This is a genomic window from Nocardia sp. NPDC006044 (genome assembly GCF_042871115.1).
Classification (GTDB): domain Bacteria; phylum Actinomycetota; class Actinomycetes; order Mycobacteriales; family Mycobacteriaceae; genus Nocardia.
This window is the reverse complement of record NZ_JBIAID010000009.1, coordinates 132370-159059: the sequence shown is the minus strand read 5'-3', so window position 1 is coordinate 159059 and position 26690 is coordinate 132370. Positions and strand designations below refer to the sequence as shown.

22 protein-coding genes are annotated in these 26690 nt (G+C 68.2%); 12 read left to right on the top strand and 10 right to left on the bottom strand.

All coding sequences use genetic code 11. The features are described 5' to 3' along the window. Positions 1-125: 125 nt before the first annotated feature. The 4 genes from ACFYO1_RS43720 (at position 126) to ACFYO1_RS43705 (ending at position 5205) form a co-directional block, all read left to right on the top strand. Positions 126-1166, top strand: a complete 1041-nt coding sequence (locus ACFYO1_RS43720; RefSeq protein ID WP_387245626.1) for a type IV toxin-antitoxin system AbiEi family antitoxin — start codon at positions 126-128, stop codon at positions 1164-1166. Then, positions 1132-1950 (top strand): nucleotidyl transferase AbiEii/AbiGii toxin family protein, encoded by an 819-nt coding sequence (locus ACFYO1_RS43715; protein WP_387245623.1) that lies wholly within the window; start codon positions 1132-1134, stop codon positions 1948-1950. The genes ACFYO1_RS43720 and ACFYO1_RS43715 overlap by 35 nt, the downstream gene beginning before the upstream one ends. Positions 1951-2013: 63 nt before the next feature. Then, positions 2014-2619, top strand: a complete 606-nt coding sequence (locus ACFYO1_RS43710; protein ID WP_387245619.1) for a TetR/AcrR family transcriptional regulator — start codon at positions 2014-2016, stop codon at positions 2617-2619. A 159-nt stretch (positions 2620-2778) separates the two neighbouring features. After that, positions 2779-5205 (top strand): glycoside hydrolase family 3 C-terminal domain-containing protein, encoded by a 2427-nt coding sequence (locus ACFYO1_RS43705; protein ID WP_387245616.1) that lies wholly within the window; start codon positions 2779-2781, stop codon positions 5203-5205. A gap of 57 nt (positions 5206-5262) precedes the next feature. Here ACFYO1_RS43705 and ACFYO1_RS43700 read toward each other — a convergent pair whose 3' ends face one another. Together ACFYO1_RS43700 and ACFYO1_RS43695 are read right to left on the bottom strand one after the other, a co-directional pair. Then, positions 5263-6297 carry an aspartate-semialdehyde dehydrogenase gene (locus ACFYO1_RS43700; protein ID WP_387245613.1) on the bottom strand — a complete coding sequence of 345 codons (1035 nt, stop codon included), beginning with the start codon at positions 6295-6297 and terminating at the stop codon, positions 5263-5265. A gap of 3 nt (positions 6298-6300) precedes the next feature. Continuing rightward, positions 6301-7566: an aspartate kinase gene (locus ACFYO1_RS43695; RefSeq protein WP_378725271.1), complete on the bottom strand. Its 1266-nt coding sequence runs from the start codon at positions 7564-7566 to the stop codon at positions 6301-6303. A 422-nt stretch (positions 7567-7988) separates the two neighbouring features. Here ACFYO1_RS43695 and ACFYO1_RS43690 point away from each other — a divergent pair, with 422 nt between their 5' ends. Next, positions 7989-8399: a YjbQ family protein gene (locus ACFYO1_RS43690; RefSeq protein WP_387245610.1), complete on the top strand. Its 411-nt coding sequence runs from the start codon at positions 7989-7991 to the stop codon at positions 8397-8399. On the opposite strand, the gene ACFYO1_RS43685 is transcribed toward ACFYO1_RS43690, so the two are convergent. After that, positions 8396-11071, bottom strand: a complete 2676-nt coding sequence (locus ACFYO1_RS43685) for a LuxR C-terminal-related transcriptional regulator (protein WP_387245605.1) — start codon at positions 11069-11071, stop codon at positions 8396-8398. The genes ACFYO1_RS43690 and ACFYO1_RS43685 overlap by 4 nt on opposite strands. Before the next feature lie 171 nt (positions 11072-11242). Here ACFYO1_RS43685 and ACFYO1_RS43680 point away from each other — a divergent pair, with 171 nt between their 5' ends. Further along, entirely contained in the window at positions 11243-11848 is a 606-nt protein-coding gene (locus ACFYO1_RS43680) for a dihydrofolate reductase family protein (RefSeq protein WP_387245602.1), read from the top strand. A 57-nt stretch (positions 11849-11905) separates the two neighbouring features. Here ACFYO1_RS43680 and ACFYO1_RS43675 read toward each other — a convergent pair whose 3' ends face one another. Together ACFYO1_RS43675 and ACFYO1_RS43670 are read right to left on the bottom strand one after the other, a co-directional pair. Continuing rightward, positions 11906-12481 (bottom strand): dihydrofolate reductase family protein, encoded by a 576-nt coding sequence (locus ACFYO1_RS43675; RefSeq protein WP_387245599.1) that lies wholly within the window; start codon positions 12479-12481, stop codon positions 11906-11908. A gap of 29 nt (positions 12482-12510) precedes the next feature. Next, positions 12511-13086: a dihydrofolate reductase family protein gene (locus ACFYO1_RS43670; RefSeq protein ID WP_387245596.1), complete on the bottom strand. Its 576-nt coding sequence runs from the start codon at positions 13084-13086 to the stop codon at positions 12511-12513. Positions 13087-13144: 58 nt separating this feature from the next. Here ACFYO1_RS43670 and ACFYO1_RS43665 point away from each other — a divergent pair, with 58 nt between their 5' ends. The 4 genes from ACFYO1_RS43665 (at position 13145) to ACFYO1_RS43650 (ending at position 15940) form a co-directional block, all read left to right on the top strand. After that, entirely contained in the window at positions 13145-13732 is a 588-nt protein-coding gene (locus ACFYO1_RS43665) for a TetR/AcrR family transcriptional regulator (RefSeq protein ID WP_387245593.1), read from the top strand. A gap of 64 nt (positions 13733-13796) precedes the next feature. Continuing rightward, complete coding sequence (locus ACFYO1_RS43660) at positions 13797-13982, top strand: DUF1918 domain-containing protein (RefSeq protein ID WP_150400750.1); 186 nt, start codon at positions 13797-13799, stop codon at positions 13980-13982. Between the two features lie 185 nt (positions 13983-14167). Further along, positions 14168-14638: an SRPBCC family protein gene (locus tag ACFYO1_RS43655; protein ID WP_387245590.1), complete on the top strand. Its 471-nt coding sequence runs from the start codon at positions 14168-14170 to the stop codon at positions 14636-14638. A 90-nt stretch (positions 14639-14728) separates the two neighbouring features. Further along, entirely contained in the window at positions 14729-15940 is a 1212-nt protein-coding gene (locus ACFYO1_RS43650) for a low temperature requirement protein A (protein WP_387245587.1), read from the top strand. Here the strand turns inward: ACFYO1_RS43650 and ACFYO1_RS43645 are convergent. From ACFYO1_RS43645 to ACFYO1_RS43630, 4 genes are all read right to left on the bottom strand, one after another. Next, positions 15918-16760, bottom strand: coding sequence for an ion transporter (locus ACFYO1_RS43645; RefSeq protein WP_387245584.1), 843 nt, complete (start codon positions 16758-16760; stop codon positions 15918-15920). The genes ACFYO1_RS43650 and ACFYO1_RS43645 overlap by 23 nt on opposite strands. A 69-nt stretch (positions 16761-16829) precedes the next feature. Next, positions 16830-18452, bottom strand: a complete 1623-nt coding sequence (locus ACFYO1_RS43640) for a GMC oxidoreductase (protein WP_387245581.1) — start codon at positions 18450-18452, stop codon at positions 16830-16832. A gap of 203 nt (positions 18453-18655) precedes the next feature. Next, positions 18656-20275 (bottom strand): alpha/beta fold hydrolase, encoded by a 1620-nt coding sequence (locus ACFYO1_RS43635; RefSeq protein ID WP_387245578.1) that lies wholly within the window; start codon positions 20273-20275, stop codon positions 18656-18658. Between the two features lie 78 nt (positions 20276-20353). Then, a complete protein-coding gene (locus tag ACFYO1_RS43630) occupies positions 20354-21121 on the bottom strand; it encodes a sulfite exporter TauE/SafE family protein (protein WP_387245575.1) in 768 nt (255 codons plus the stop codon). Between the two features lie 267 nt (positions 21122-21388). Between ACFYO1_RS43630 and leuA the strand changes: the two genes are divergently transcribed. Together leuA and ACFYO1_RS43620 are read left to right on the top strand one after the other, a co-directional pair. Continuing rightward, on the top strand, positions 21389-23182 hold the full coding sequence (leuA, locus tag ACFYO1_RS43625; protein ID WP_387245572.1) for a 2-isopropylmalate synthase: 1794 nt from the start codon (positions 21389-21391) through the stop codon (positions 23180-23182). Positions 23183-23540: 358 nt separating this feature from the next. After that, positions 23541-25175, top strand: coding sequence for an AAA family ATPase (locus ACFYO1_RS43620; RefSeq protein WP_387245569.1), 1635 nt, complete (start codon positions 23541-23543; stop codon positions 25173-25175). Positions 25176-25234: 59 nt separating this feature from the next. On the opposite strand, the gene ACFYO1_RS43615 is transcribed toward ACFYO1_RS43620, so the two are convergent. Beyond that, positions 25235-26494, bottom strand: coding sequence for a KasA/KasB family beta-ketoacyl-ACP synthase (locus tag ACFYO1_RS43615; RefSeq protein ID WP_387245566.1), 1260 nt, complete (start codon positions 26492-26494; stop codon positions 25235-25237). Positions 26495-26690 lie beyond the last annotated feature (196 nt).

The window sequence follows — 26690 nt, the reverse complement described above, 5'->3', positions numbered from 1 at the left end:
GCGAGCGGGCGACCGGATTTCATGGACGCTCGCCCCAGATCATGAGCTGGTAGACAGCGAGTAGCTCTGACACGTGGGGCAGCTCGATACTTGCCTTCAACGATTTCGTTGTACATAATTTCAGTATGTTCATTGTGGATGAACGTAGCTACGAAGCGAACATGCTCGTGCGGGAGGCGCAGGCGGCGCTCGCGAAGCACGGAATCAGCCTGACGGTGACCGGACCCGACACGAACACTGATCGCCGGCACGATCTGGCCGCGCGACTAGATGCGGGTGCACGCGGCGACCGGACCTATGCCGTCGAGTTCAAAGCCCAGCTCACGAGCACCAGCGCACGCGCGCTACCACCAACCGAGTTACCGACGCTTCTCCTCACGCCGTATGTCTCCAGAGAAAGCGCCGAGGTGCTGCGGCGGAACGGGGTGGACTTCGTCGACCGTGCGGGGAACATCTCGATCAGCTGGCCCGCGATGCTGATCTACATCATCGGCAACCGACGCCCCGCGCCTGAGTACGCGTCGTCTCGGCGTGCGCCACGCGCGTTCAGTCCCGCCGGGGCAAAAGTACTCTTCGCCATTTTGAGCTGGCCGGACACACTCGATCTTCCCCTGCGTTCGATCGCCGAGCGGGCCGGCGTCTCGCTGGGCACCACCCAGATCGTCATGAACGAGCTGGAAGCCAGCGGCTACCTCTACACCGCCGACGGAGTAAGAGCACTCGCCAACGGTAAAGAGCTATTGGACCGATGGACCGAAGCATTCACAACATCGGTCAGCTACAAGTTGACGATCGGCGAATTCCACGACAGCACCGAACGCTGGTGGCGTGATTCGCGAGAGCTATTGCTGGAGAACAAGGTTCAACTCGGTGGAGAAGCCGGGGGCGCCGTGCTCGACCCCGATCTGACACCGACGACGGCCACTCTCTATTGCGATTCCATTCCGGCGGCCGTCGTTGCCGAACGGCGCTGGAGCCGCTCCGGGCAGGAGCCGAATATTACTGTCAGGAAACGTTTCTGGACGTCACTCGAACCGTTCGACGCACTGGTACCGAGCACGCTCATCTACGCCGATATGTGGGCGTCGGGTGATCCTCGCCAACGAGCACACGCAGAAAGGGTTCGGGCGCATGACAATCGACTTGTCGAACTCGACAGATCCTGAAATCTCGCTGGCCGCAACCGTGCTCAGCCAGGTCGATCAGCTACTGGTAACCCATGGGATCGAATTCCTGGTGGTCGGGGCCACCGCACGCAACGTCGTGTCTCTCGGGGTATTCGGCTCTGTCCCGGCACGCGCAACCCGCGATGTGGACATCGCCATTGCCGTTGCCAGCTGGGATGAAGTCCGCCGATTGCAGTCAGAGATGTCTGCCATCGATCAGTCATGCCATAGATTCGAGGTCTGCGGCGTTCCAGTCGATGTCATCCCGTGCGGGCCGATCGAGAATAACGATCGCACCGTCGACTGGCCGGGCGACTTCAGAATGAACACGCTCGGTTTTCGCGAAGCTTTCGCCGCGGCCGACGTCGCCGTTCTACCCGGCCGGTTGAGCATACGAGTTCCCGCAATCGCGGCACAGGCGCTCTTGAAGCTCGTCGCCTGGCACGATCGACACTGGCGCAGCACGAAAGACGCGATCGACCTGGCAACGATGCTCCGCTGGTACGACAGCGGCCATCAATTGGATGAGCTGTACACAGGACACATCGAGTTGCTCGCCGCGTATGACTACGACGCGGCGCTGGCGAGCGCGCACCGACTCGGCCAAGATATCGCGCGGCTCTTGGAAACGGCGGACTCGAACAGGGTCCAAGCGCTGCTGGACGACCCGATCTCATTGCGGCGGCTGGCGAACGACATGGTCGGTCCTTTCGACCAGACGTATCAACGAGTGTCGGCGATGTATGCCGGCATTCGCGCGGAGCGCACAGTCCGGCAAGAGTGACAGCGTGATCGCGTTCGCGCCGGTTGTGCATCGACGGCGGGGTTGCTGGTTACGCTCGGGCTTGTGACTCAGGGACAGCGGGGTGGGCGGGCGGTGCAGGCTGCTGAGCGGCGGGCGGCTATTTTGGCGGCGGCTCGGGAGGTCATCGCGGAGCGGGGGTATCGGGGGGTTTCGCTGGGGGCGGTGGCGGAGCGGGTGGGGATTACGCAGCCGGGGTTGTTGCATTATTTTCCGAGCAAGGAGCATCTGCTGGTGGCGGTGCTGGAGGCTCGGGACCGGTGGGATACGGCGGCTTTCCTGGCCGGGGGGTCGCAGAGTTGGCGGCTGTCGCATCTGGAGCAGTTGGTCGAATACAACGCGACGCGGCCGGGGGTGGTGCAGACGTTCGCGGCGCTGGCCGGGGAAAGCGTGACGGGCGGGCATCCGGCGCGGGAGTATTTCGTCGAGCGGTACGCGCAGGCCAGGGGGCGGCTGACGGAGCTGTTGCGGGCGGAGTTCGGGGAGCGGCTGGCGGGCGGGCGGACGCCGGAGCAGGTGGCGCCGCTGCTGATCGCGGTGCTGGACGGTTTGCAGACGCAGTGGTTGCTCGATCCGGAGGCCGTCGATATGGCGGCTTCGTTCCAGGATTTCGTCGCGTTGCTCGGGCCGGCCGGTGGTACTGCCGACTAGGTGCGATTGATCAGTATCATAACGACAAGATAACGACACCTACTATTGGTTAGGTGAGTTTCAGCGGTAATCGCGGACGCCCGCTGTCTGCGCTCACCGGTTGTCGATGACATCCGGCCGAACCTGTCCGCACGACCTTGGTAGACAAAGGAGTTCATCATGAGTCCAGCCGACGAGGCCCGCGAAGCGGCGGTGACGGCGGCCATCGGGAAGCTCGACCTGCCGGCCAAGGCCCGGTTGCTGCTGGGGCAGGACATGTGGTCGCTGCCCGCACTGCCGGAGATCGGATTGCGGTCGCTGGTGATGTCCGACGGGCCGATCGGGGTGCGCGGGGTGCGCTGGACCGCGGACGATCCGTCCATCGCGTTGCCGTCGCCGACCGCGCTGGCGGCCACCTGGGATCCGGAACTGGCCCGGCGGGCCGGGCGAGTGCTCGCGCAGGAGGCCCGGCGAAAGGGCGTGCACGTGGTGCTCGCGCCGACCGTCAACCTGCACCGATCACCCTTGGGCGGAAGGCATTTCGAAGCCTACTCCGAGGACCCGTATCTGACCGGCCGGATCGGAACCGGCTATGTGAGCGGGGTGCAGGACGGCGGAATCGGCACCACCGTCAAGCATTTCGTCGCCAATGACGCCGAGACGGAACGCTTCACGGTGAACAACATCGTGTCCGAGCGGGCGTTGCGCGAGCTCTATCTGGCGCCGTTCGAAGCGATGGTCCGCGCGGCCGGGCCGTGGGGCGTAATGGCGGCTTATAACCAGGTCAACGGCACGACGATGACCGAGCACGGCGAGCTGCTGAACGGAATACTGCGCGGGGAATGGGGTTTCGACGGCATCGTCGTCTCGGACTGGATGGCGGCCAGGTCGACGGTCGCCGCGATCACCGCCGGGCTGGATGTCGCGATGCCCGGGCCGCGTGGGGTCTACGGCGAAGCGCTGGTCGCGGCGGTGCGCAAGGGCGAGGTGGACGAGTCCGTCGTCAACGCGGCGGTACGCAATGTACTGCGGCTCGCGGCGCGAACCGGGCTGCTGGACGGCGCGGAGCCCGCGGTGACCACTGCGCCCGCACAGCTCGACGGCGTCGCGCTGGCACGGGAAATCGCTTCGCGCGCTTTCGTTCTGGTGCGCAACGAGCGCTCCATACTCCCCCTCGACGCGAGCCGGACGAAGGTCGCGCTGATCGGTCTGGCCGCCCGGGAGGCCCGCATCCTCGGCGGGGGCTCGGCCACCGTGTTCCCCGAGTCCGTGGTGTCGCCGCTGGACGGGCTGACCGCCGCGCTGCCGGACGGCGCGCTGACCTATGCGATCGGTGCCGCCCCGAGCGATGTCCTGGGTGCCGCGGACCGCGGATTCGACTTGCACGCCCGGGTTTTCGACGCGGACGGTGCACTGCTCGGCGAAAGCTCGCTGCCCAACGGCATGGTCAACTGGCTCGGCGAGCTGCCGGACGGCATCGACTACGACGCACTGCACTCCGTCGAGGTGTACGGCACTTTCACTCCGGAGGAAACCGGCGCGCACGTGTTCGGTACCAAGGGAGTCGGTGATTTCCGCCTCGTCATCGATGACACCGTGTTGTTCGAGGGCGGTCAAACCCTCACCGGCGCAGACCCGTTCGAGGCCTTCTTCGGCACGCCGACCGAACGCGGCACGGTCGACCTCACCGCCGGGACGACGGTCGAGCTGACCATGACGCACACGCCGGTGAAGTTCGCGGACATGCCGATCCAGGCGATCCTGTTCACCCTGGCGCACAGCGATCCCCGGCGCGACCCGGACGAGCTGATCGCCGAGGCGGTCGACGCGGCCCGCGCCGCCGACGTCGCGGTGGTCGTCGTCGCCACCACCGAGCAGGTCGAATCCGAGGGCTTCGATCGGACAAGCCTGAAACTTCCCGGCCGCCAGGACGAATTGGTCAGCCGGGTCGCCGCGGTCAATCCGCACACCGTGGTGGTCGTGAACGCCGGCTCGCCGGTCGAAATGCCTTGGCGTAATGAGGTTCCCGCAATCCTGCTGAGCTGGTTCCCCGGCCAGCAAGGCGGCGCGGCGCTCGCCGACGTGCTGCTCGGCGACGCGGAGCCGGGCGGCCGTCTCCCCACCACCTGGCCCGCCACCCTGGCCGACTGCCCCGTTTCGGAGGTCACCCCCACCGACGGCGAGCTCGTCTACCGCGAAGACCTCTTCATCGGCTACCGCGCCTGGGAGCGCGCGGGCACCACCCCGGCCTATCCGTTCGGACACGGATCCGGTTACACCACATGGGATTACGAGTCGATCGACAGCGAGGGCGCCACGGTGACGGTCCGCCTGCGCAACACCGGCGACCGCCGCGGCGGCGAGGTCGTGCAGCTCTACCTTGCGCCCGTGGCCGATTCGGCGCTGCGCTCCGATCGCTGGCTGGCCGGCTTCACCCGCGTCGAAGCCGATCCGGGCGAACTGGTCGAGGCCGAGATCCGCATTCCGGACCGGGCATTCGAGATCTGGGACGAGGGAACGTGGCGAAAGGTGCCCGGCGCATACGAGATCCAGGCGAGTCATTCGATCGCCGATCAACGGCTGACCACCGGCTACGTGCTGGAGTGAAACGACGGCGGCCGTGGATCCGGCAGGGATCCACGGCCGCGTCGTACCGAAACGTCCTCAGCGATTGCTGAGCAGAACCTCGGCGATCTGAATAGTGTTGAGCGCGGCGCCCTTTCGCAGGTTGTCCCCGGAGATGAACAGCGCCAGGCCACGGCCGTCGGGCGCGCCCGGATCCTGCCGGATGCGGCCGACCAGGGAGTCGTCGGCGCCGGCCGCCTGCAGCGGGGTGGGCACGTCGACCAGCTTGACGCCGGGTGCCTTGGCCAGGATCTCCTTGGCCTGTTCGACCGAAAGCGGCTGGTCGAATTCGGCATTCACCGACAGCGAGTGCCCGGTGAACACCGGGACGCGCACGCAGGTGCCGCTGACCAGCAGGTCGGGCAGGCCGAGAATCTTGCGGCTCTCGTTGCGCAGCTTCTGGTCCTCGTCGGTCTCGCCGGAGCCGTCGTCGACCAGCGAACCGGCCAGCGGCAGCACATTGAACGCGATCGGCGCGACGTACTTGTTCGGCGCGGGGAAGTCGACGGCACCGCCGTCGTGAGTCAGCCGCTCGACGTCGTCGATCACCGCGCGCGCCTGCGTCGCCAGCTCTTCCACGCCGGCCAGGCCGCTACCGGACACCGCCTGGTAGCTGGAGACGATGAGGCGGCGCAGGCCGGCGAGATCGTGCAGCGGCTTGAGCACCGGCATCGCGGCCATGGTGGTGCAGTTCGGGTTGGCGATGATGCCCTTGACCAGGTTGCGGGTCTGCTCGGGATTGACCTCGCTCACCACCAGCGGGACGTCGGGGTCCTTGCGGAAGGCCGAGGAGTTGTCGATCACGGTGACGCCGGCCGCGGCGAAGCGCGGGGCCTGGATCCGGGACATGGTGGCGCCGGCCGAGAACAGCGCGATGTCCAGGCCGGACGGATCGGCCAGTTCGGTGTCCTCCACGACGATTTCGCCGCCGCGCCACGGCAGCGTCTTGCCCGCCGAGCGCGAGGACGCGAAGAACCGCACCTCGTCGGCCGGGAAGTTGCGCTCCTCCAGCAGTTTTCGCATGACGGCGCCGACCTGACCGGTCGCGCCCACCACTCCTACCCGAACACCCATGGTTTAACGTCCTGTTCCAGCATGCACGACGGCGACCTCGTCGCCACCGAGGTTGAAGGCCCGGTGCAGCACCTGCACGGCCTCGTCCAGCTCGCTGTCGCGGACCAGCACCGAGATCCGGATCTCGGAGGTGGAGATCAGATCGATGTTCACGCCCGCGTCGGCCAGCGCCTCACAGAACGTGGCGGTGACGCCGGGGTGGCTCTTCATGCCCGCGCCGACCAGCGAGACCTTGCCGATGTGGTCGTCGTAGAGCACCTGCGAGAAGCCGATCTCGTCCTGCTGCTTGGTCAGCATCTCGACCGCCCGCGCGCCGTCGGTCTTGGGCAGGGTGAAGGTGATGTCGGTCTTGCCGGTATCGATCTTGGAGACGTTCTGCAGCACCATGTCGATATTGATCTCGGCGTCGGCGACCGCGCGGAACACCTTGGCGGCGTAGCCGGGAACGTCGGGCAGCCCGACCACGGTGACCTTGGCCTCGCTGCGATCGTGCGCGACGCCCGTGAGGATTGCTTGCTCCAAGGGGATGTCCTCCATCGATCCGTAAACGTAGGTGCCCGGCTTGTCGGTATAGGACGAGCGAACATGCACGGGCACGTTGTACCGGCGCGCGTATTCGACGCAGCGCAGCATCAGCACCTTCGCCCCGCAGGCCGCGAGCTCCAGCATCTCCTCGTAGGAGACCTGCTCGAGCCGCTGCGCGTCCGGCACGATCCGCGGGTCGGCGGTGAAGACGCCGTCCACGTCGGTGTAGATCTCGCAGACGTCGGCCTCCAGCGCCGCGGCCAGCGCGACCGCGGTGGTGTCGGAGCCGCCCCGGCCGAGCGTGGTGACGTCCTTGCTGTCCTGGCTCACGCCCTGGAAACCGGCGACCAGCACGATCTGCCCGTCGTCCAGCGCCTGGCGCAGGCGGCCGGGGGTGACGTCGATGATCTTCGCGTTGCCGTGCGCGCCGGTGGTGATCACCCCGGCCTGCGAGCCGGTGAACGAGCGGGCCTCCGCGCCGAGCGAGTGAATGGCCATCGCCACCAGCGCGTTGGAGATGCGCTCACCCGAGGTGAGCAGCATGTCCATTTCCCGGGCCGGCGGGGCGGGCGCCACCTGCTGGGCGAGGTCGAGCAGTTCGTCGGTGGTATCGCCCATGGCCGAGCAGACGACCACCACGTCGTGGCCCGCCTTCTTGGTCTCGACGATCCGTTCAGCGACGCGCCGGATGCGCTCGGCGGTAGCCACCGAGGATCCTCCGTACTTCTGAACAACGAGAGCCACGACAGGGTCCTCCAAGATCGACTACCAGCTGCTAACAGGCACCCAGCGTACCGGCCGTGGTCCAGCGAATTCCGGCTGGCTCCTCAGCCGAGCGCCGCGGCGGAGCTGCTGCGCTGGTCGGACTTGGTCGCGAACTTCGCGAGCAACCAGTGATATTTGGTGTTGTGGAAGGCCCGTGCGGCGCGAACACGACGAGCGGGACCGCCGCCGGGTGATCATCACCGCCGTCCCGGCACGGATCGACGAGCTGGCCCCGCATTACGAACTGCTGGCGAAGGAGTTCGGGGCGGTGGCCGCCGAGTACACCGTCGAGCAGCTGGAGCTGATCCTCGGGCTGTTCCACCGGCTGCACGAGACCTTGTGTCCGGGTAACCAAGGCCTTGCGCGCGGCCGACGCCGGGTGAATGACGCAGGATGGAGTGATGAAGAGCACGGTATTCACGGTGACCACCGGACGGACCGAGGTTGTGCAGGACATCACCGGCCAGTGCGCGTCGTTCGCGGGCGAAGCCTCCGGCGGCGGCGACGGGCTGCTCAATGTGTTCGTGCCGCACGCGACCGCGGGGGTCGCGGTGCTGGAGCTCGGTGCGGGCAGTGACGACGATCTGCTCGCGGCGCTGCGCGATCTGCTGCCCGCGGATGATCGCTGGCGGCATGCGCACGGGTCACGCGGGCACGGACGCTCGCATGTGCTGCCCGCGTTGATCGCGCCGTACGCGACGATCCCGGTGATCGGCGGGTCGATGGCGCTGGGTACCTGGCAGTCGGTCGCGCTGGTGGATCTCAATATCGACAATCCGGATCGTCAGGTGCGGTTGTCGTTTCTCGGCTAGTTCTCCCCGGGCACGTGCAGGCGGGCGAGTTCGGTGCGGTTGGCGACGCCGAGTTTCGCGTAGACGTGGGCCAGATGGGTTTTCACGGTGCCGCGACTGATGAACAGGTGCGCGGCGATCTCCGGGTTGGACAGGCCGTCGACGGCGAGGTCGACGACGGAACGTTCCATCGGCGTGAGGCTCGCCCAGCCGGAGTCCGGGCGGTTGCGTTTGCCGCGCGCCTTGGTGGCGTAGTCGACGGCCTGCGCTATGCCCATGGTTCGGCCGCGGTCGAGGGCGCCGGCCAGATCCGGTTCTGCGACACGGGAATCCAGCAGGGTGCGGGCCACCCCCGCCGGCCTGCCGGGCGCCGACCCGGTGTCGGAGCGGGCGCGCTCGGCGGCGCCGAGCAGGACGGCCGCCGATTCGAGCGTGCCGCGCCGGGCCAGCACCACGGCGAGCGCCTCGAGGCTTGCCACGCGACCGAGGACGAGTTCGCGCTCCGTGCGGATGCGTAGTGCTTCGTGGTGCAGGCGCAGCGCCTGCTCGATATCGCTGTCGTGCAACAGGAATGCTTGCTGATCGAGCGCCTCGGCGGAGACCGCGGGCAGCGCCCGGATGCTCGGATCACGCACGAGTGTGTCGAGAAGCGCTGCTGTCGAATCGGATTCGCCGAGTTCGCGAAGTGCTGCGGCAAGCACGACCTGGGTCCACGGCGTGAGCGGTCCGTCTGCGATATCGCCGGGCGTGCGACCCTCCCTGCGGCACCACGCGATCGCCTCCGCGGGGTGGCCCGTCGCCAGCGCGAGCATGCCGTGCACGCGCTCCCAGCCGGGGACGAACGGTGAGGCCTCGCCGTCGAGCAGGCGATCGATCGGGTCGAGCGCCGCCGCCGCGTCGTCGAAACGACCCTGGATCACGCGTATTTCGGCGAGGGCCGCGCGAGCCGAGCCCATGTGGTGGAAGTCGTGCAGCGGTTGCGCGGTGGCGACGGCCTGTTCGGCGAGTTCGGCGGCGCGCGGCAAATCGCCGGACCGAGCGGTCGCGCTGGCGAGCCAGGTCAGGGCGAAGGAGGCGAAGCCGCGGTCGTTGCGCTTGCGCATTCCGACCAGGGCATTGTCGAGTTGTTCGATGGCGCTGCGGTATTCGTCGCGGAACAGGTGGATCAGGCCGAGCAGCGCCTGGGCCGAGTCGGCGACGAAGCCGTCGGCGGCGTGCAGCGCTTCTCGGTGCAATGCCTCGGCGTCGGCGTACGCCCGGTCCAGATCGATGCCGAGTTGTTCGACCGCGCACAGCGACCTGGCCAGTCGGCCGACCGCGTCCGCGCCGATTTTGGAAGCCAATGCCGCTGCGGCCCTGGCGGATTCGTACCCGGCGAAACCATACACAGCCGTGTCGCACACCAAGGCCAGTCCGGCCAGCACGCGCGCCTGTAGTTCGTCGCGATTCCCCGCGCCCCGGTCGACAGCCCGTTGCAGCACCCGCACGCCCTCGACACCGCGCGGTTCGAGATACCAGAACCACGCCATCGCGGCGGCGAGCCTGCGCCCGTCGGACGGATCGTCACGGCCGAGCCCCCAGTCGAGGGCGGTGCGAATATTGGCCAGCTCCACCGTGATTCGTGCCCGCCAGGCGTCCTGGTCGGTGTTGCGCAACGGTTCGGCCCGCTCGACCAGGGCGAGATACGCCGCGAGGTGACGATCGCGCAGCCGCTCGGTCTCCGCGGCATCGGCGAGCCGCAGCAGCGCGTAATCCCGGACCACGCCCAGCATTCGATAGCGCGCCACCGCATCGGTGGTATCGGCCGCCACCAACGACTTGTCGATCAACCCGCGCAACGTCCGCACGGCGCGACCAGGCGTCGGGTCCAGTCCGGCCACCACGTCGGCGGAGAAGCTGGGCTCGAACACCCCGAGCCTGCGGAACAACACCCGTTCGTCGTCGTCGAGCAGCTCATGACTCCAGCGCATCGACTCCGCGAGCGTCCGCTGCCGGAATGGCGCGGTCCGCGCACCGCCGTCGAGCACGGCAAAGGGCTCGCGCAGCGAATCCGCGAGCTGGGCCAGCGACAACGTGCCCGCCCAGCCCGCGGCGAGTTCGAGGGCGAGCGGCAGTCGATCCAGCCGGTCGCAGACCCGGCGGGCCGCGGCACGCGCCTGCGGCGTCGGCCCCCCCGCATGCGCTCGCTCGAGGAACAGCGTCACCGCGTCCGCCAGCCCGAGCGCGGGCACCCGGCGCACCTGCTCGCCGCCGATCCCGAGCGGCGCGCGGCTGGTCGCGAGCACGCCGAGGCGCGGACAACGCCCGAGCAGCCCGATGACCAGCGCCGCGACGCCGTCGCCGAGTTGCTCGCAATTGTCGAGTACCAGCAGGGTTTCGCGATCGGCGAGCCCACGCGCCACGGTCGCGACCGGATCGGCGCCGCCGGGTATCAGCACACCGAAAGCGGTGGCGACGCGCTGCACGACGGCCGCGTCGTCGTGTTCGTCCTCCAGCGCGACCCACCGGACACCGGCTCGCCAGTCCGCGGACACCGTGCGCGCGACCCGGAGCGCGAGCCGCGTCTTGCCGCAGCCGCCGGGGCCGACCAGCGTGACGACCCGGCCCGGTCCGACGGCGGCGCCGACCGCCTCCAGTTCCTCGGTGCGACCGATGAACGAGGACAGCTCGGTGGGTAGTGCGTCGGTGGACATCGCGTCAGCAGTCTGACACGCCGGGCTCGCGCGGGCGACCCCTATCCGCCTTCGGCAACTCGGCCACCTCAGCCACCGGATATCGGCCAGGTGGCAGATGTTCCGCGGCCGCCGCGGCGGAAGTATCTGTCTCAACGACGCAGACAGCGTCACAGACCAGAAGGAAACATCATGACGAACACAGGAAATCGCCGGGTCGTTGCCAACATCTCGCTCTCGCTGGACGGCCGCACCAACGGCCCGGGCGGCGATTACGACATGAGCTGGATCGTGCCGCACGCGGTGAGCGACACTGTCCGTGACCGGATGGTGCAGATGGCCGAGGCGGCCACCACCGCGCTGCTCGGCCGGAAGAACTACCAGGGTTTCGGTGGCTACTGGCCGTCCGTCGCGGCCGACGAGAACGCCGATCCGCGCGACCGCGCCTTCGGGCAGTGGCTCGACGGCGTCGAGAAGGTGGTCTTCTCCAGCACGCTCACCGACGCGCCGTGGCAGCACTCGCGGATCGCGGACGCCGATCCGGTGGCGACCGTCAAGCACCTGCGCGAGCAGGAGGGCGGCGACATCGTCGTGCTGGCCAGCGGCAGCGTGATCAAGGCGCTGCTCGCGGCCGACGAGGTCGACCGGATCCTGATCACCCAGTGCCCCGAGATCGCCGGCGGCGGCGCCCGCCTCTTCGAGGACGGCCTGGCGGCGTCGAGCTGGTCGCTGACCGATCTGTCCAGCACCGAGTCCGGGGCGCTGTACCTCATCTATGACCGAGTCCGCGGCGAATGATCTCCCTCCGGACGGCGACGGCCGCGGCGAAACCGCTCGGCCGTCGCCGGTGCCGGATCAGGCGCGGGTCAGCCAGGTGACCTGGTTGCCGTTGCCGAAGTCCTTGCGTGCGGTCGGGGTGAACAGCGTCGGCTTGAACTCGCCGGCGAAGGCCGGGATGCCGGTGCCCGCGACGACCGGGTAGCTCTTGATCACCAGTTCATCAATCTCCTCGAGCAGGGCGGCGGCGAGCTTTCCACCGCCGGCCAGCCAGATGTCCAGGCCCGCTTCTTGTTTGAGCTGCCGCACGAGCGCGACCGGGTCCCGCTCGACCAGCTCGACCGCCGGGTCATCGATCCGGCCGAGCGTGCTCGACACCACGTACTCACGCATGTGGGCGTACGGGCTGGTCACTCCGATGGCCAGCCCCGGCTCGTAGGTACCCCGGCCCATCACCAGAGTGTCGAACTTCTGGTTCGGGGCATCCGCCGCGACCCCGAAATGTGGCCGGACGTGGGTGGGCAGCGTCTCCGGGTATTCCCGGCCGAGCCACTCGACGAAGTCCGCGGGCAGCGGATAGAAGGAGATATCGCCATCCGGGGCGGCGATGTAACCGTCGAGCGACATGCCGACGAAATAGACGAGTTTTCGCATAGCAGAACCTCTTTCGAAAAGAATGGTGATCAGGCGCGGGTGAACCAGGTGACCTGTGCGCCGTTGCCGAATTCCGCGCGCCGGACCGGCGCGAACCGGGTCGGCCGGAACTCACCGGCGAAGACGGAGATACCGCCGCCCGCGACGACCGGGTAGCTCTTGATGATCATCTCGTCGATCTCGCCGAGCAGCTGGGCGGCGAGATTACCGCCGCCGCAGAGCCAGATATCTTGGCCCGCTTCCTGTTTGAGCCGCTGGACCAGACCGATCGGGTCGGTGTCGACCAACTCGACGGCCGGGTCATCGATCCGGCCGAGGGTGCTCGACACCACGTACTGCCTCAAGTGCGCGTACGGGCTGGGGAAACCGGCGGACAAGCCCGGCTCATAGGTGCCGCGGCCCATGATCACCGCGTCGAAGTGCTTGTTCGGCGCGTCCAGCGCCATTCCCACCTGCGGCCGGAATTGGGTCGGGACGAACTCCGGGTACTCCGTGTTGATCGACCCGGCCATCTCCGGATCGACCGGGTAGAAGTCGTATTCGCCGCCCGGACCTGCGATGTATCCGTCGAGCGTGACGCCGACGTAGTAGACGAGCTTTCGCATTCCAGTACCGCCTAAACTGTTGTACTCTGCATGTAGTGGTTCGAAGGTAGTACTACAGATGGAGTGGTGTCAAGTGCGAACTAATCCTGAACGTCGGCACACGCTGCTCGACGCGGCGATCGAGGTCCTGGCCCGCGAGGGAGCCCGCGGACTCACCTTTCGCGCAGTGGACAAGGAGGCATCGGTGCCGGCCGGCACCGCGTCCAACTACTTCGCCAATCGCGACGACCTCATGACTCAAGTGGGCAGCCGCTTCTACGAGCGACTCGCGCCGAGCGCGGCCACCATGACCCAGCTGACCGAAGGACCGAAGACCCGCGCACACATCCGGACGCTGATGCGCGACATCGTCGAGCGCATCGAGGCGTTCCGCACCGGCTACCTCGCGCTGCTCGAGCTGCGACTGGAGGCGACCCGCCGGCCGGAACTGCGCGCCGTGCTGACCGAGCGGGTGCGCGCGGACATGGAGTTCAACGTGCGCAATCACCTCGACGCCGGACTGCCGGGCGACGAAAAGTCCGTGCAGCTGCTCTATTTGGCGTTGAACTGGTTGATCGTGGACCGCCTCACGCTGCCCGGCGTGTTCACCGAAGAACAGAGCCAGGAACTGATCGACGCCGCGGTCGACCGCCTCGTCGGCCCCTGAAAACCCCGCGGTGCGCATCGCCGAATCCTTGTGACCCACGTCACCGATATTCGATAATGAGGCGATGATGGCGAAAGTCGGAGATCGACTGCTCGTACACGGACACGTTGTGGGGCAGGGTGATCGGCAAGGCGAGATCATCGAAGTTCGCGGGCCCGAAGGCGCACCGCCCTACCTCGTGCGATATGCCGACGGGCGGGAGTCGCTGGTGTTTCCGGGTCCGGACGCGATAGTCGAACCCGCCACCTGACGCGCGGACTCGGCGCAAATCTTCCGCGTGGAACTTGTTCACCTACTTCCGATGTCCACTTTTGGACACATAAGGCCATGTCGGCAGCGCCCATGGACTATCGGTCTCGACGACGAGGTTGACGGAACAGATAACCGATAGAGAGAATCGGGCGCAGTTGTCCATCGGGGGTCGGAAGGTTTTGCATGCGCACGAGAACCGATATTCGATTCGTCGTCGACGCCGATTCCGCGCAAGTGATGGATGCGCTGGCCGCTGTCGAAATGCTCCCGGAATGGTCACCGGGATATACCGATGCCCGAGTCGCATCACGTGACGAAGCCGGAAGGCCGGTCCGGGTTTTCGTCAAGACCGAACTGCTGGGCAGCTCGGATATGCAGGTGCTGGAATACGATTGGACCGACGGACGGTCATCGTGGCAGGTCACCGACAGTGCCCGGGGCGCGAAGGGCGGCGGCTGGTTCGAGGTCACCGAGGCCGCGGCGGGCACCGACGTATGGTTCCACGCGGAGGTCTACCTACCCATCCCGGTGCCCGGGCTACTACTCAAGCGCACCGTGCGCAAGCAGCACGAGATCGCTGTGCAGAATTTCGTCGAGTTCGCCGAGTCGTTTCCGGAAGCGGAAACGATGAAGCCGTATAGCTATAACGAATAACCTCCGGTAGCCGCACGCCCTGAGCGAAATCGGGCGACGCGCAGGCCGGCAAGCAGGCGGCGACCCGATCGGGGTGCGACTATGTGCGTCATGATCGGTTCCAAACGGGTTCGGCTCACGGCAGTGGCCGAGGGCGAGTCGGTGACGCAGCTCGAGCTGTTCTTCGACCTGGTGCTCGTCTTCGCGTTCACCATGGTCACCGACCTGGCGGCCGAAGAGACCAGCGCGAAGAACATGTTGCGCGCGTTTCTCGTGCTCGCGGTGATGTGGTGGTTGTGGATCGCCTACTCCTGGCTCGGCAATGTGATCCGCGCCGACGAGGGCTTCGCCAGGGTCGCGATGTTCGTCGCGATGGGCGGCGCGTTCCTGGCCGCGCTCACCATTCCGGAGGCGTTCCACGACCTGCCCGGCGGCTGGTTCGGCCCGCTGGTCTTCGCCATCGCGTATCTGGTCGTGCGGCTGGTGCACGTCGTGATGTTCTGGCTGGCCAGCGTCGAGGACGCGCAGCTGCGCGGTCAGGTGCTGCGCTGGTCGATCGGCTCGCTGGCCATCGGCACCACGCTGCTGGTGATTGCCGCGACGACCTCCGGCACGGTGCAGATCGTGCTGTGGATCGGCGCGATCGCCGGGGACTACCTGTGGACCCTGCTGGCCGGCACCGACTGGCGTTTGAATTCGGTGACCCATTTCGCCGAACGCTACGGACTGATCATCATTGTGGCGCTCGGGGAATCGATCGTTTCGATCGGTATCGGTGTGGCCGGACTGCCCATCTCCTGGCCGATCGCGGTGGGCGCGCTGCTCGGACTCGCGGTATCCGGACTGCTGTGGTGGTCCTATTTCGATGTGGCGGCGCTGTCCATCGAACACGAGCTGAACCACGCCGACGGCGCCAGGCAGATCAAGATCGCGCGCGGCGCCTACACCTTTTGGCATTTCCCGATGATCGTCGGAATCATCGCGCTCTCACTGGGATTGAAGAAAGTCCTCTACTACGTCGGCGACGAGTCACATCACACGTTGAAAGACGCGTTGTACGGAATTCCGTTGTTCGCGTTGTACGGCGGAGTGGTGCTGTATCTGATCGCGTTGGTCGGCGCGAAACACTATGCGACAGGGCAGATCAGCGTGCCGCGGGTGATCGTCATCGTCGCGCTGCTCGCACTGATCCCGCTGGCCGCCGCGCTGCCCGCGTTGGCGTCGCTGGCCATCCTGTGCGCGGTGCTCGGCATCCTGATCGTCTGGGAAACAATCCGATTCGCGCAGCCGCGCGACGAGATCAGGCACGGGGTATCCGACTGAGGTGATGCCGGACGCTGTGCTCGGCCGGCGTCGGCCCGTACGCGGACGGCGGCACCCGGACATCGTTGCGCACCGCGTGCCGGATCTGATCGATGTTCTCCCGCAACACATCCGAGACGAGTTCGTCGGTGCGCGGATCCTCCAGCACCTGGAACAGGATGCGGAAGGTGGTGTCGGCGATCAGCCGGATGATGTCGTCGTGGAACGGGATGTAGCGCACCCGGCCCGCCTGCGGGTCCTTCTTGATCAGCTCCAGGATCATCTCGTCCATCTCGGCGCGGTTCTCCTGTAGCGCCGCGGCGATGTTGCGGGTGTAGTGGCCGGTGCGCATCACCGCGGCGACCTCGTCCATCACCGCGATGGTCATCGGCCGCTTGATCGTGTCCACGATGGTCAGGACGAACCGGTTGACCAGCGCGGCGGTGATCCGGTCGCCGAACACGCGGTCGGCGACCCGGCCGAGCCGGACCACGATCACCACGATCCGCAGCAGCCGGAAGCCTCGGAAGAACGGGCTGGTCACCGGGATCATGCCGAGGACCTCGTACCAGTAGACGAACGGGAACGTCCACGGCCAGCCCGCCCGGCGCCAGCGCCACAGGAACTCGACCGCGAACACGCCGCAGATCGTCCAGTCGACGGTCACGATCGCGCGGTGGGTGTGCGCGGACACGTCGAAGAAGGTGATCCAGACGACCAGCACCACCGACACGATGGCCAGAGCCAGCATGACGAAGTCGGTCCACAGTGCGGGCGGCTTACGCGGGTAATCGCCCTCCGGGAGTTCCTCGCTGACCGGAGTGGTTCGCGCAGCTGTCACCTGGATGTCCCTTCAACGCCGAACGGTCGTGCCGACACTAGTCGGCACGACCGCGCTTCGGCTGGACCGCTACTTTCCGGAGCGGATGATGGCCTCGATATTGCGCTCGGCGAGCGCGGCGATGGTCAGCGACGGATTCACCGTGCCGGTGCTGCCCGGAATGGCGGCGCCGTCCATCACGTACAGACCGGGATGCCCGTGCACCCGGCCGTAGCCGTCGGTGGCCCGGCCGAGCACCGCACCACCCAGCGGATGCGCGGTGAACAGCGCGTTCGCGTCGTAGCCGAGGGCACCGTATTCGAGGACGGCGTCGGCGCGCTCGGCGATCCGGTGATCGACCGCGCGGGCCGCGGCGACCATGTCGTCCCGGTTGCGCGACGGCCAGGACAGCCCGACCCGGTTGGTGGCCGCGTCGTAGCCGAACCGCGTGCGGGCCGGGTCCAGCACCATGCCGAGCGAGGCGAGCGCGCCCGTCTCGAACGGAATGCCAGGGATGTACCAGCTTTCCAGGCTGAGCGGCAGGCCGGAATCGTCGAAGATCCGGCTCGCGCTCGGCACGCCCTGACCGAAACCGGCCAGCGCGCTCGCGCCACGGCCGAGCACCACGTCGCCGTTGGTCCCCCAGCCGTCGCCGACGTGCTCGTTGAGGTTGGGCAGCGTGCCGGTCGCCTGCGCGCGCACCAGCAACTCCGAGGTGCCGACCGAGCCCGCACCGAGGAACAGCCGATCGCAGGTGAGCGTGCGAGTGCCGAGCACCTCGCCGGTCGGCGCCAGCTTCGACACCCGCACCGAGTACCGGCCGCCCGGCTCCTGCGCGATCGATTCCACCTGATGGCCGGGGAAGATCGCGGACTTGCCGGTGCCCTCGGCGTACCTCAGATAGTTCTGGTTGAGGTCGAACTTGGCGCCGTTGGAGTTGCCGAGGTTGCTGCGGGCGGCGGTGGCCGAGGCCCGGGAGCCGCCGGCCAGCTCGGCGCGCAGGATGTCCCAGTTGAAGATCGAGTCGTTGGGGGTCGGCTGGTAGCCGGCCTTGCGCACCTGGTCGTCCCAGGCCCTGGAGTGCGCGAACGGCTTGGCCGCGTAAATGTCGCCCGGCATCGAATCGAGGCGCAGCATCTGCCGCACCCGCGGGTAGTAGACGCGGTCCAGCTCGCCGTAGTCGACCGTGCCGCCGAAGAGGTGGTCGAAGAAGCGGCGTTCGGGCGCGACCATGGCGCCGGTGAAGATCACCGATCCGCCGCCGACCGCGGCCGCGCGCCACACGTCGATGCCCGGGTATTCGGTGCAGTCGAGGACGCCGCCGAAGCTGGCGAAGGTCATCGGCACCTTGCTGACGCCGGTGAAGTTCGTCCGATGCCAGAAGCCGCGGCCGTCCGGCAGATCGTCGCCGGTGAAGATCTCCCGCCACGGATCGTTGGGCCAGCGCGACCCGCGTTCGAGCACCGTGTTGGCGATCCCGGCCTCGGCCAGGCGCAGCGCGGTGACCGCGGCGCCGAAGCCGGAGCCGATCACGATCGCGGGCGAATGCTCGGGCGGATCGGGCAGCGGCGCGAAGATCTCCGGTACCCACGACTGGAACAGCAGGTTCCAGACCGGGTCGGCGGACGCCGGTCCGGCGCCCGGCAGCGATCCCGCGACAGCACCGAGTAGCGCGGCCGTACCCGCCGCTTTGAAGAAGGCGCGTCTACGCACCCAGCCACCTCCCTCATCACGCATGGCCGAGCGCAGATTACCGGTATTCCGGCGGGCTGAACAGTCGTTGCCGGACCGTCATCCGTTGTCCCCCTTCCGTTGTCCCGCCCGATGGCACCGGGCCCGCGCTCGGCGGCGGCAACGGCGGCGTGACGAACAGGCCACGCGAGGCCTTCGGCAGATGGCCGGGAGGGGTCGGCGGCTCACTCCGTGAACGGCGCCCGATCGGCCTTGCAGGTCGCGCCGGGCGCGGGCAGCTGCTGGTCGATGAGGTAGCGCTCCTGCAACCGCCGGGTGCAGTCGACGGTGGTGTCGTGGCCGTAGCCGCCGTCGATGACCACGAGGCGAGCGTTGACCAGCGCCTGCTGTGCCTTGCGCGCCGCGGTCAGCGGCGTGACCGGATCGAAGCGGTTGTTGAACAGCAGCGCGGGCACGTCCGAACGCAGGATCCACGGACCGGCGTAGCGCTGCGGGTAGCCGCCCTGCGGCGACGGCCACGAGGCGCACGACTGCCGCAGGTACAGCCAGAAGCCGCTGAGCACCGAACCCTCGGCGCCCAATTCCTTCGCCATGGCCGGCCATTGATCCGGATCGCGCGGAAAGGTGTTGTCCGCGCAGGAGATTGCGATGAACGAGTCGAGGAAGCCGGGCGGCACCGCGTTCGCGTCGAGGACCGCGCGCACGACGTCGGGGTTGCCCGCGGCTCCGCGCTCGAGTTCGGTGAGCAGCTGGGCCAGTGCGGGCCAGCCCTTCTCGGGGTCGTACAGCATCAGCGTGTGCGGCGAGACGACGTCGTCGAAGGCGACCGTCCGGGCGCGTTCGCCCTCGCCGACCGTGATCGGCCCCTGCCGCAGCCGGTCCAGCAGGGCCAGGTCGCGGGCGCGCAAATCGTCACCGCCGCTTGGCTTCTGGTCGCTGCGAATCTGACCGATCGGATCGGCGGCGGGCTTGCTCGCGCCCGCGAAGGCGCAGCGCGGCTGACCCGCCTGGGCGCACAGCCGGTAGAACTCGCCGAGCACCTCGTCGGTGCCTGCCGCCGCGGCCGCGACCTCGGTGCGGGTGTCGGAGGTGTAGGCGTCCGGATCGATCATCGAACTCAGGCTCAGCGCACGCACCCGGTCGCCGAAGACGGCGCCGTACACCTCACCGAGATAGCTTGCGTAGGAACCACCTTCGTAGGTCAGCCGCTTGTCCCCGACCGCGCGGCGCAGCAGGTCCAGGTCGCGGGCGGCGTCGACCGTGGTCAGGTGCGGCAGCAGGGCCGCGCTGTTGGCCGCGCAGCCGGCCGAGAGGTCCCGGCTGAACCGCGCCTGCGCGGCCTCCTGCTCGGCACCGACCGGCGGAATCCAGGTCCCGGCCCAGAACCGTTGCTCCGCTTCGGCATCGGGGAAGCACCGGACCGGCGAGCTGCGCCCGACGCCGCGCTGATCGAAGGTGACCACGTCGAAGCGGCGGGCGATCTCGCCGGGGAACATCTCACCGCCGCCGGCCCAGTGGATGCCGGAGGCGCCCGGCCCGCCGGCCGCGCTGAACAGGGTGCCGATGCGGTGCGACTGATCGGTCGCGGGCTGGCGGACCAGCGCGAGCCCGAGCGTCGGGCCGTCCGGGTGCGCGTAGTCGACCGGCACCGTCGCCGTCGCGCATTGCAGCTTGCTCAGGGTCTTCTCCTGGCACGGCGCCCAGTCCAGCCGCGGCGTCGGCGCGGCATCGGCCTGGGCGACCAGGTCGGCCACCGCCTGTTCGTGCTTCTTCGGCGTACCGCAACCGCTCACTGCCAACGTCGCCGCCAGCGCACCGACGACGACGATCCTCCACCCACGCATATCGAACATCTTGTGCCGCAACGGCACGGCCGTCGTCCACCACAGGGATGAATTGCACCCTGAGATCTCCGCCACCTCCTAGGTCGTCAACAGCCGGACCACCGCGATGAGGCCGACCACGACGATGACCGCGCGCAACGCGGTCGGCGGCAGCCGCCTGCCCATCTTCGCACCGAGCTGGCCGCCGATGATGGAGCCGAGCGCGATCAACACCACGGCCCGCCAGTCCACGTCGGCGATCACGATGAAGATCACCGCGGCCACCCCGTTCACAATGGTCGCGAGCACGTTCTTGATGCCGTTGAGCACCTGCATGTCGTCGTGCACGAAAACGCCGAGCAGCCCCATCAGCAGCACGCCCTGCGCGGCGCCGAAGTAGCCGCCGTAGATGCCGGTCGCGAAGATCGCCACCAGCAGGATCGGGCCGCCGTGCTTGGGTGCCGGGCTGTCGCCGTTCTCCCGCCGGCCCTTGACCCAGCGCGACAACCGCGGTTGCACGACGACCAGCACCAGCGCCGCAATGATCAGCACCGGCACGATCGCCTTGAACGCGGTCGCGGGCAGCACGAGCAGCAGGATCGCGCCGGTGATGCCGCCGAGCAGCGACGCGGTGCCGAAGCGCAGCAGCCGCTCGCGTTGCCCGGCCAGTTCCCGGCGGTAACCGTGCACGCCGCTGAGCGAGCCCGGTACCAGGCCGATCGTGTTGGACACGTTCGCGGTCACCGGCGGCAGCCCGAAGGCGAGCAGTACCGGGAAGGTGATCAGGGTGCCCGAGCCGACGACGGCGTTGATGCCGCCCGCTCCGATGCCCGCGCCGAAGACCGCGAGCTGTTCCAGCCATGTCATACGTCGAATCCGTTCCACGTCCCGTCGGACCGGTTGGTCCGTACAAGCGTTTGCTCTGCTCGAACGCTAGCCGCAATGTCGGTCGAACGGTGGACGGGACCGGGGTTCCGAGGTGTATTGCCACACGGTAAACTCGCCGACATCATGCAGCGGGCACTTCTTCTCAGCCGCCGCGACGGGGTCTGATCGGACCGGCTCCCGTCGCGGGGTTTCGCCGCGCCGGTCGACCCACCCTTTGGGAAACACCACACCCTCGGAGTAATCGCCATGTCCCCTGCTGACGCATTCGTATCCGGCTCACGCACCATCGCGCCGCCGTCCAAGCCCGCCCCGGCCGACCAGCCCGGGTGGAACGCGCAGAAGAACTCCTCGATGCCGACCTTCCGGTACCGCCCGTTCGCCGAGGAGGTCGAGCCGGTCAGCGTGCCCGACCGCACCTGGCCGGACAAGATCATCGATGTCGCGCCCGGCTGGTGCGCGGTCGACCTGCGCGACGGCAACCAGGCGCTGATCGACCCGATGAGCCCGGCCCGCAAGCGCCGCATGTTCGACCTGCTGGTGCGGATGGGTTACAAGGAGATCGAGGTCGGCTTCCCGTCGGCCAGCCAGACCGATTTCGACTTCGTCCGCGAGATCATCGAGGACGGCGCGATCCCGGACGACGTGACCATCCAGGTGCTGACCCAGTGTCGCGCCGAGCTGATCGAGCGCACCTTCGAGGCCTGCGCCGGCGCGCAGAACGTGATCGTGCACTTCTACAACTCCACCTCGATCCTGCAGCGCAAGGTGGTCTTCCGCGCCGATCGCGCGGCGGTCAAGAAGATCGCCACCGACGCCGCGACGCTGTGCCTGGAGATCGAGAAGCGCTACCCCGACACCAACTGGCGCTACCAATACAGCCCGGAGTCCTACACCGGTACCGAGCTGGAGTACGCCAAGGAGGTCTGCGACGCGGTCTCCGCGATCATCGCGCCGACCCCGGACAGGCCGCTGATCATCAACTTGCCCGCCACCGTCGAGATGGCGACGCCGAACGTCTACGCCGACTCGATCGAGTGGATGAGCCGCAACCTGGCCCGCCGCGAGTCGATCGTGCTGTCGCTGCACCCGCACAACGACCGGGGCACCGCGGTGGCCGCCGCCGAGCTGGGCTACCAGGCCGGCGCGGACCGGATCGAGGGCTGCCTGTTCGGCAACGGCGAGCGCACCGGCAACGTCTGCCTGGTCACGCTGGGCATGAACCTGTTCTCCCGCGGCGTCGACCCGCAGATCAACTTCTCCGACATCGACGAGATCCGCCGCACGGTCGAATACTGCAACCAGCTGGCGGTCGCCGAGCGCCACCCCTACGGTGGCGACTTGGTCTACACCGCGTTCTCCGGCAGCCACCAGGACGCGATCAACAAGGGCCTGGACGCGATGAAGGTCGCGGCCGACGACGCGGACTCCGACGTCGACGACATGATCTGGGCGGTGCCCTATCTGCCGATCGACCCGAAGGACGTCGGGCGCACGTACGAGGCGGTCATCCGGGTCAACTCGCAGTCCGGCAAGGGCGGCGTCGCCTACATCATGAAGACCGACCACGGCCTGGCGCTGCCGCGCCGGCTGCAGATCGAGTTCTCCCAGGCGGTCCAGCGGATTACCGACGGCGAGGGCGGCGAGGTCACGCCGAAGGAGATGTGGGACGTCTTCGCCGACGAGTACCTGAGCCCGATCCGGCCGCTGGAGCGGATCCGGCAGAAGGTCACCGCGTCCGAGACCGACGGCGGCACCGACACCATCTCCGTCGTGGTGAAGGTGGACGGGGTCGAGCAGGAGATCACCGGCACCGGCAACGGCCCGCTGGCCGCGTTCATCGACGCGATCGCCACGGTCGGCTTCGACGTGCGCGTGCTGGACTACTCCGAGCACGCCATGTCCGCCGGCGACGACGCGCAGGCCGCCGCCTACGTCGAGTGCGCGATCGGCGACAAGGTGGTGTGGGGCGTCGGCATCGCCACCTCCATCACCACCGCGTCGTTGCGCGCGGTGGTCTCCGCGGTGAACCGGGCACACTGAGCGCAACCCCGGCGGTACGCGTGCCCGTCTCCTCGGCCAACCGAGCACGCTGATCGCGCAGGTCGAGTACGGTAGAGCCGGGTGTGGTGGTCGTCGATCGACCCCGCACCCGGCTCTCGATCTTGCTGTCGGAGACCAGATATCGGCGGCGTGTCATCCGGGCGCGTCCGCTCCATATTGCGCTTGCGCGAGCGGATGCTCGAGGCCGCGGACCGCGACGCGAGCCCGCGAACCCCGTGCTAGCGTTGGTTTCGCACTCAAGCGCCGAGCTCTCTGCTCGTAGTCCCGAGCAGATGGGGGAACTGTGACAACTAACGACCACAACCCGACCTCACCGCCCTGGCTGCAGAGTCAGTCGGTGGACACGGCCGATGGCGCCGAGTCGGAGCAAGCCGCCGACCCGTCGGCCGAGCAGCCCGGCGACGTGGAAGTGGCGGAGTCCGAGACCGTCGAAACGCCGGACAAGCCGGAACCGGAACCGGCGGCGCCCGACTTCGGCGGCTCGACGGATCAGACGGTGTCCTACCCGCAGGCGCCGACGCCACCGCAGTCCTACGGCCCGCCCGAGGGTTTCGCGCCGCCCGCCCCCGCCGAGCAGTACGGCGGCTACGCACCGCCGAGCGCCGGGGCGTTCGCGCCCACTGGCGCATATGAGCCGTATCAGACCGGCCAGTACCCGCCGGTGACCGCGCACAGCGGCAGCCATCAGATCGCGCCCGAGCCGCAGAACCCGGGCTATGGCGAGTACCGGCAGGAGATCGGCCCCGACGGCCTGGTCCGCCGGGTGCCGCAGGAACACGCCGAAGCCGCTGCGCCGCAACCCGATCAGCCGGCCGCGCCGATCTACAGCTGGGCGCCGCCGCCCCCGCCGGTGACCCACCAGCCGCCGCCCGCGTATCAGCCGCCGCCCGCGCCGATGGGCCAGCAGCCGCCCGGACCGCCGATGGGCCAGGTGCCGCCGCCGAGCTGGCAGGGTGGGCCGAACCCGCATCAGCCGTCGCAGCCGTTCCAGCCGCAGCATGTGCCCGCGCCGGGCCAGCCCGGCCACTCGGTCAACGACCTGAACCTGCTCAAGCGCGCCCGTCGCGCGCCGCGCAGCGGTTGGCGCCGGGCGGTGCACAAGGCCACCGGCGGCGTGCTCAATCCCGGCGAGTCCGCCGCCGATGTCGTCTACCGCGACCTGGTCGACCGGGTGAACCAGCCGGTGCGCGGCGACTACCGGATCGCGATCCTGTCGCTCAAGGGCGGCGTCGGCAAGACCACCACCACGGTCGGCCTCGGCTCGACGTTCGCGTCGCTGCGCGGTGACCGGGTGATCGCGATCGACGCCAACCCGGACCTCGGCACACTCGCCCACCGGGTGCCGCGCCAGACCCGCTCCACCGTGCGCAACCTGCTCGAAGACCAGCACATCAGCCGGTACTCCGACGTGCGGGCGCACACCTCGCAGGCGCCGAGCCGACTGGAAGTGCTTGCCAGCGAACAGGATCCGGCCGTCTCGGAGGCGTTCAGCGAGGCCGACTATCGCAAGGCGATCGGCATCCTGCAGTCGTTCTACAACATCATCCTGACCGACTGCGGCACCGGCCTGATGCACTCGGCCATGGCCGGCGTGCTGGACATGGCCAGCTCGCTCGTGCTGGTCACCTCGCCCGCGATCGACGGCGCGCGCAGCGCCTCGGCCACCCTGGACTGGCTCGACCACCACGGCTACGGCAAGCTCGTCGAGCGCACCGTCGTCGTGGTCAACGCCTCCCGCCGCGGCGCGTCCACGGTCGACCTAGACCAGCTGCGCAAGCTCTTCCTCGACCGCACCCGCGCGGTTCAGGTGGTGCCGTTCGACGATCACCTCGCCGAGGGCGCGGAGATCGACCTGGAGCTGGTCAGCAAGCCGACCCGGCGGGCCCTGCTGGAACTGGCCGCGATGGTCGCCGACGACTTCGGCTACGTCGGCGCGCAGCAATACCACCACCCCGGCCCGATGGGGCATTAGAACAGACGAAAACCATTGCGGCCCGGCGCTTCTCGCGCCGGGCCGCAGTGTTTTGCGGACTAGTACTTACCGAACAGGACCGCCGCGTTGTGGCCGCCGAAGCCGTAGGAATTGTTCATCACGTATCGGACGTCGGTGTATCGCGCGGCGCCGCTGACGATGTCGAGCGTGATGTCGGTGTCCTGGTTGTCGAGGTTCAGCGTCGGCGGGATCACGCCGTCGCGCAGGCTCAGCACCGAGATCGCCGCCTCCAGCGCGCCGACCGCGCCGACCGAGTGCCCGAGCGCGGATTTGGGTGCGTAGACCGCGGGGTGTTTACCGATCGCGGCCTCGATTCCCTTGGCCTCGGCCAGATCTCCGAAGGGCGTCCCGGTGGCGTGCGCGTTGACGTGATCGACATCCGCGCCGTCGACGCCCGCGGTCGCCAACGCGCGCCGCATGGCCCTGGCGTTCCCGCGCCCCTCCGGATCGGGCGCGACCAGGTGGTAGCCGTCGGCCGTCAGCCCCGCACCGAGCAACCGGGCCAGCGGCCGGGCCCCACGCGCCAGCGCGTGCTCCTCGGACTCCAGCACGAGCAACGCCGCGGACTCGCCGAAGACGAAACCGTCCCGGTCACGATCGAACGGCCGCGACGCGCGTTCCGGCTCCCCGACCCGCGAACTGAGCGCGCGCATATTCGTAAAGCCCGCCAGCGCAAGGGCATTGATCCGCCCCTCGACACCACCCGCGACGATGATGTCGGCCTCGCCGAGGATGATCGATCGCCAGGCGTGCACCAGCGACTCACAGCCCGAGGAGCACGCCGACACCGGCGTGACCACGCTCGCCCGCGCGCCGAGTTCGAGTCCGAGCACCGCGGCGGGTCCGTTCGGCATGGCCATCGGGATCGCGAACGGCGAGACCTTGCGATACCCCTGGTCGCGCATGATGTCGTTCGAGTCGACGATCACCTCCGCGCCGCCGACCCCCGTCCCGATCGAGATGCCGAGCCGGTCCTGATCCACCTCCGGCGCGCCGAGCGTCTCCCAGATCCGCTTGCCCATCACGTAGGCCACCTGCTGGACATAGGACATGCGCCGCTTCTTGATCCGGTCGAGCTCGGCGGTCGGATCGCTCTTGAACGTCGCCCCGATATTGATCGGCAGCCGCCTGCTCTCGACCTCCGGATCGTCGAGCACCCGCACACCGCTCTCCCCCGCCAGCAACCCCTTCCAGGTAGACTCCGCGTCCGCGCCGAGTGCGGAGGAAACCTCTACCGCGGTCACCACCACGCTTCGGAATCCTCCGTTGCGCGTAGAGAATTGGGTGATATCACGCATTGCCGTCGCGTGTCCTTTCGTCGAGCCGCACCACGCGGAAAGCCTGTCCAGCAATCTATTTGGCCGAACCGGGCGGCGACATGTGCGGAACTCTCACAGGACACACCCAGGAATTGTGAGAATGTGCCAACGACGCAACAACAGTCGGCCGCTTAGGCTCCGCCCCCGACTCCCGTACCAGTGCCTTCGCGTCACA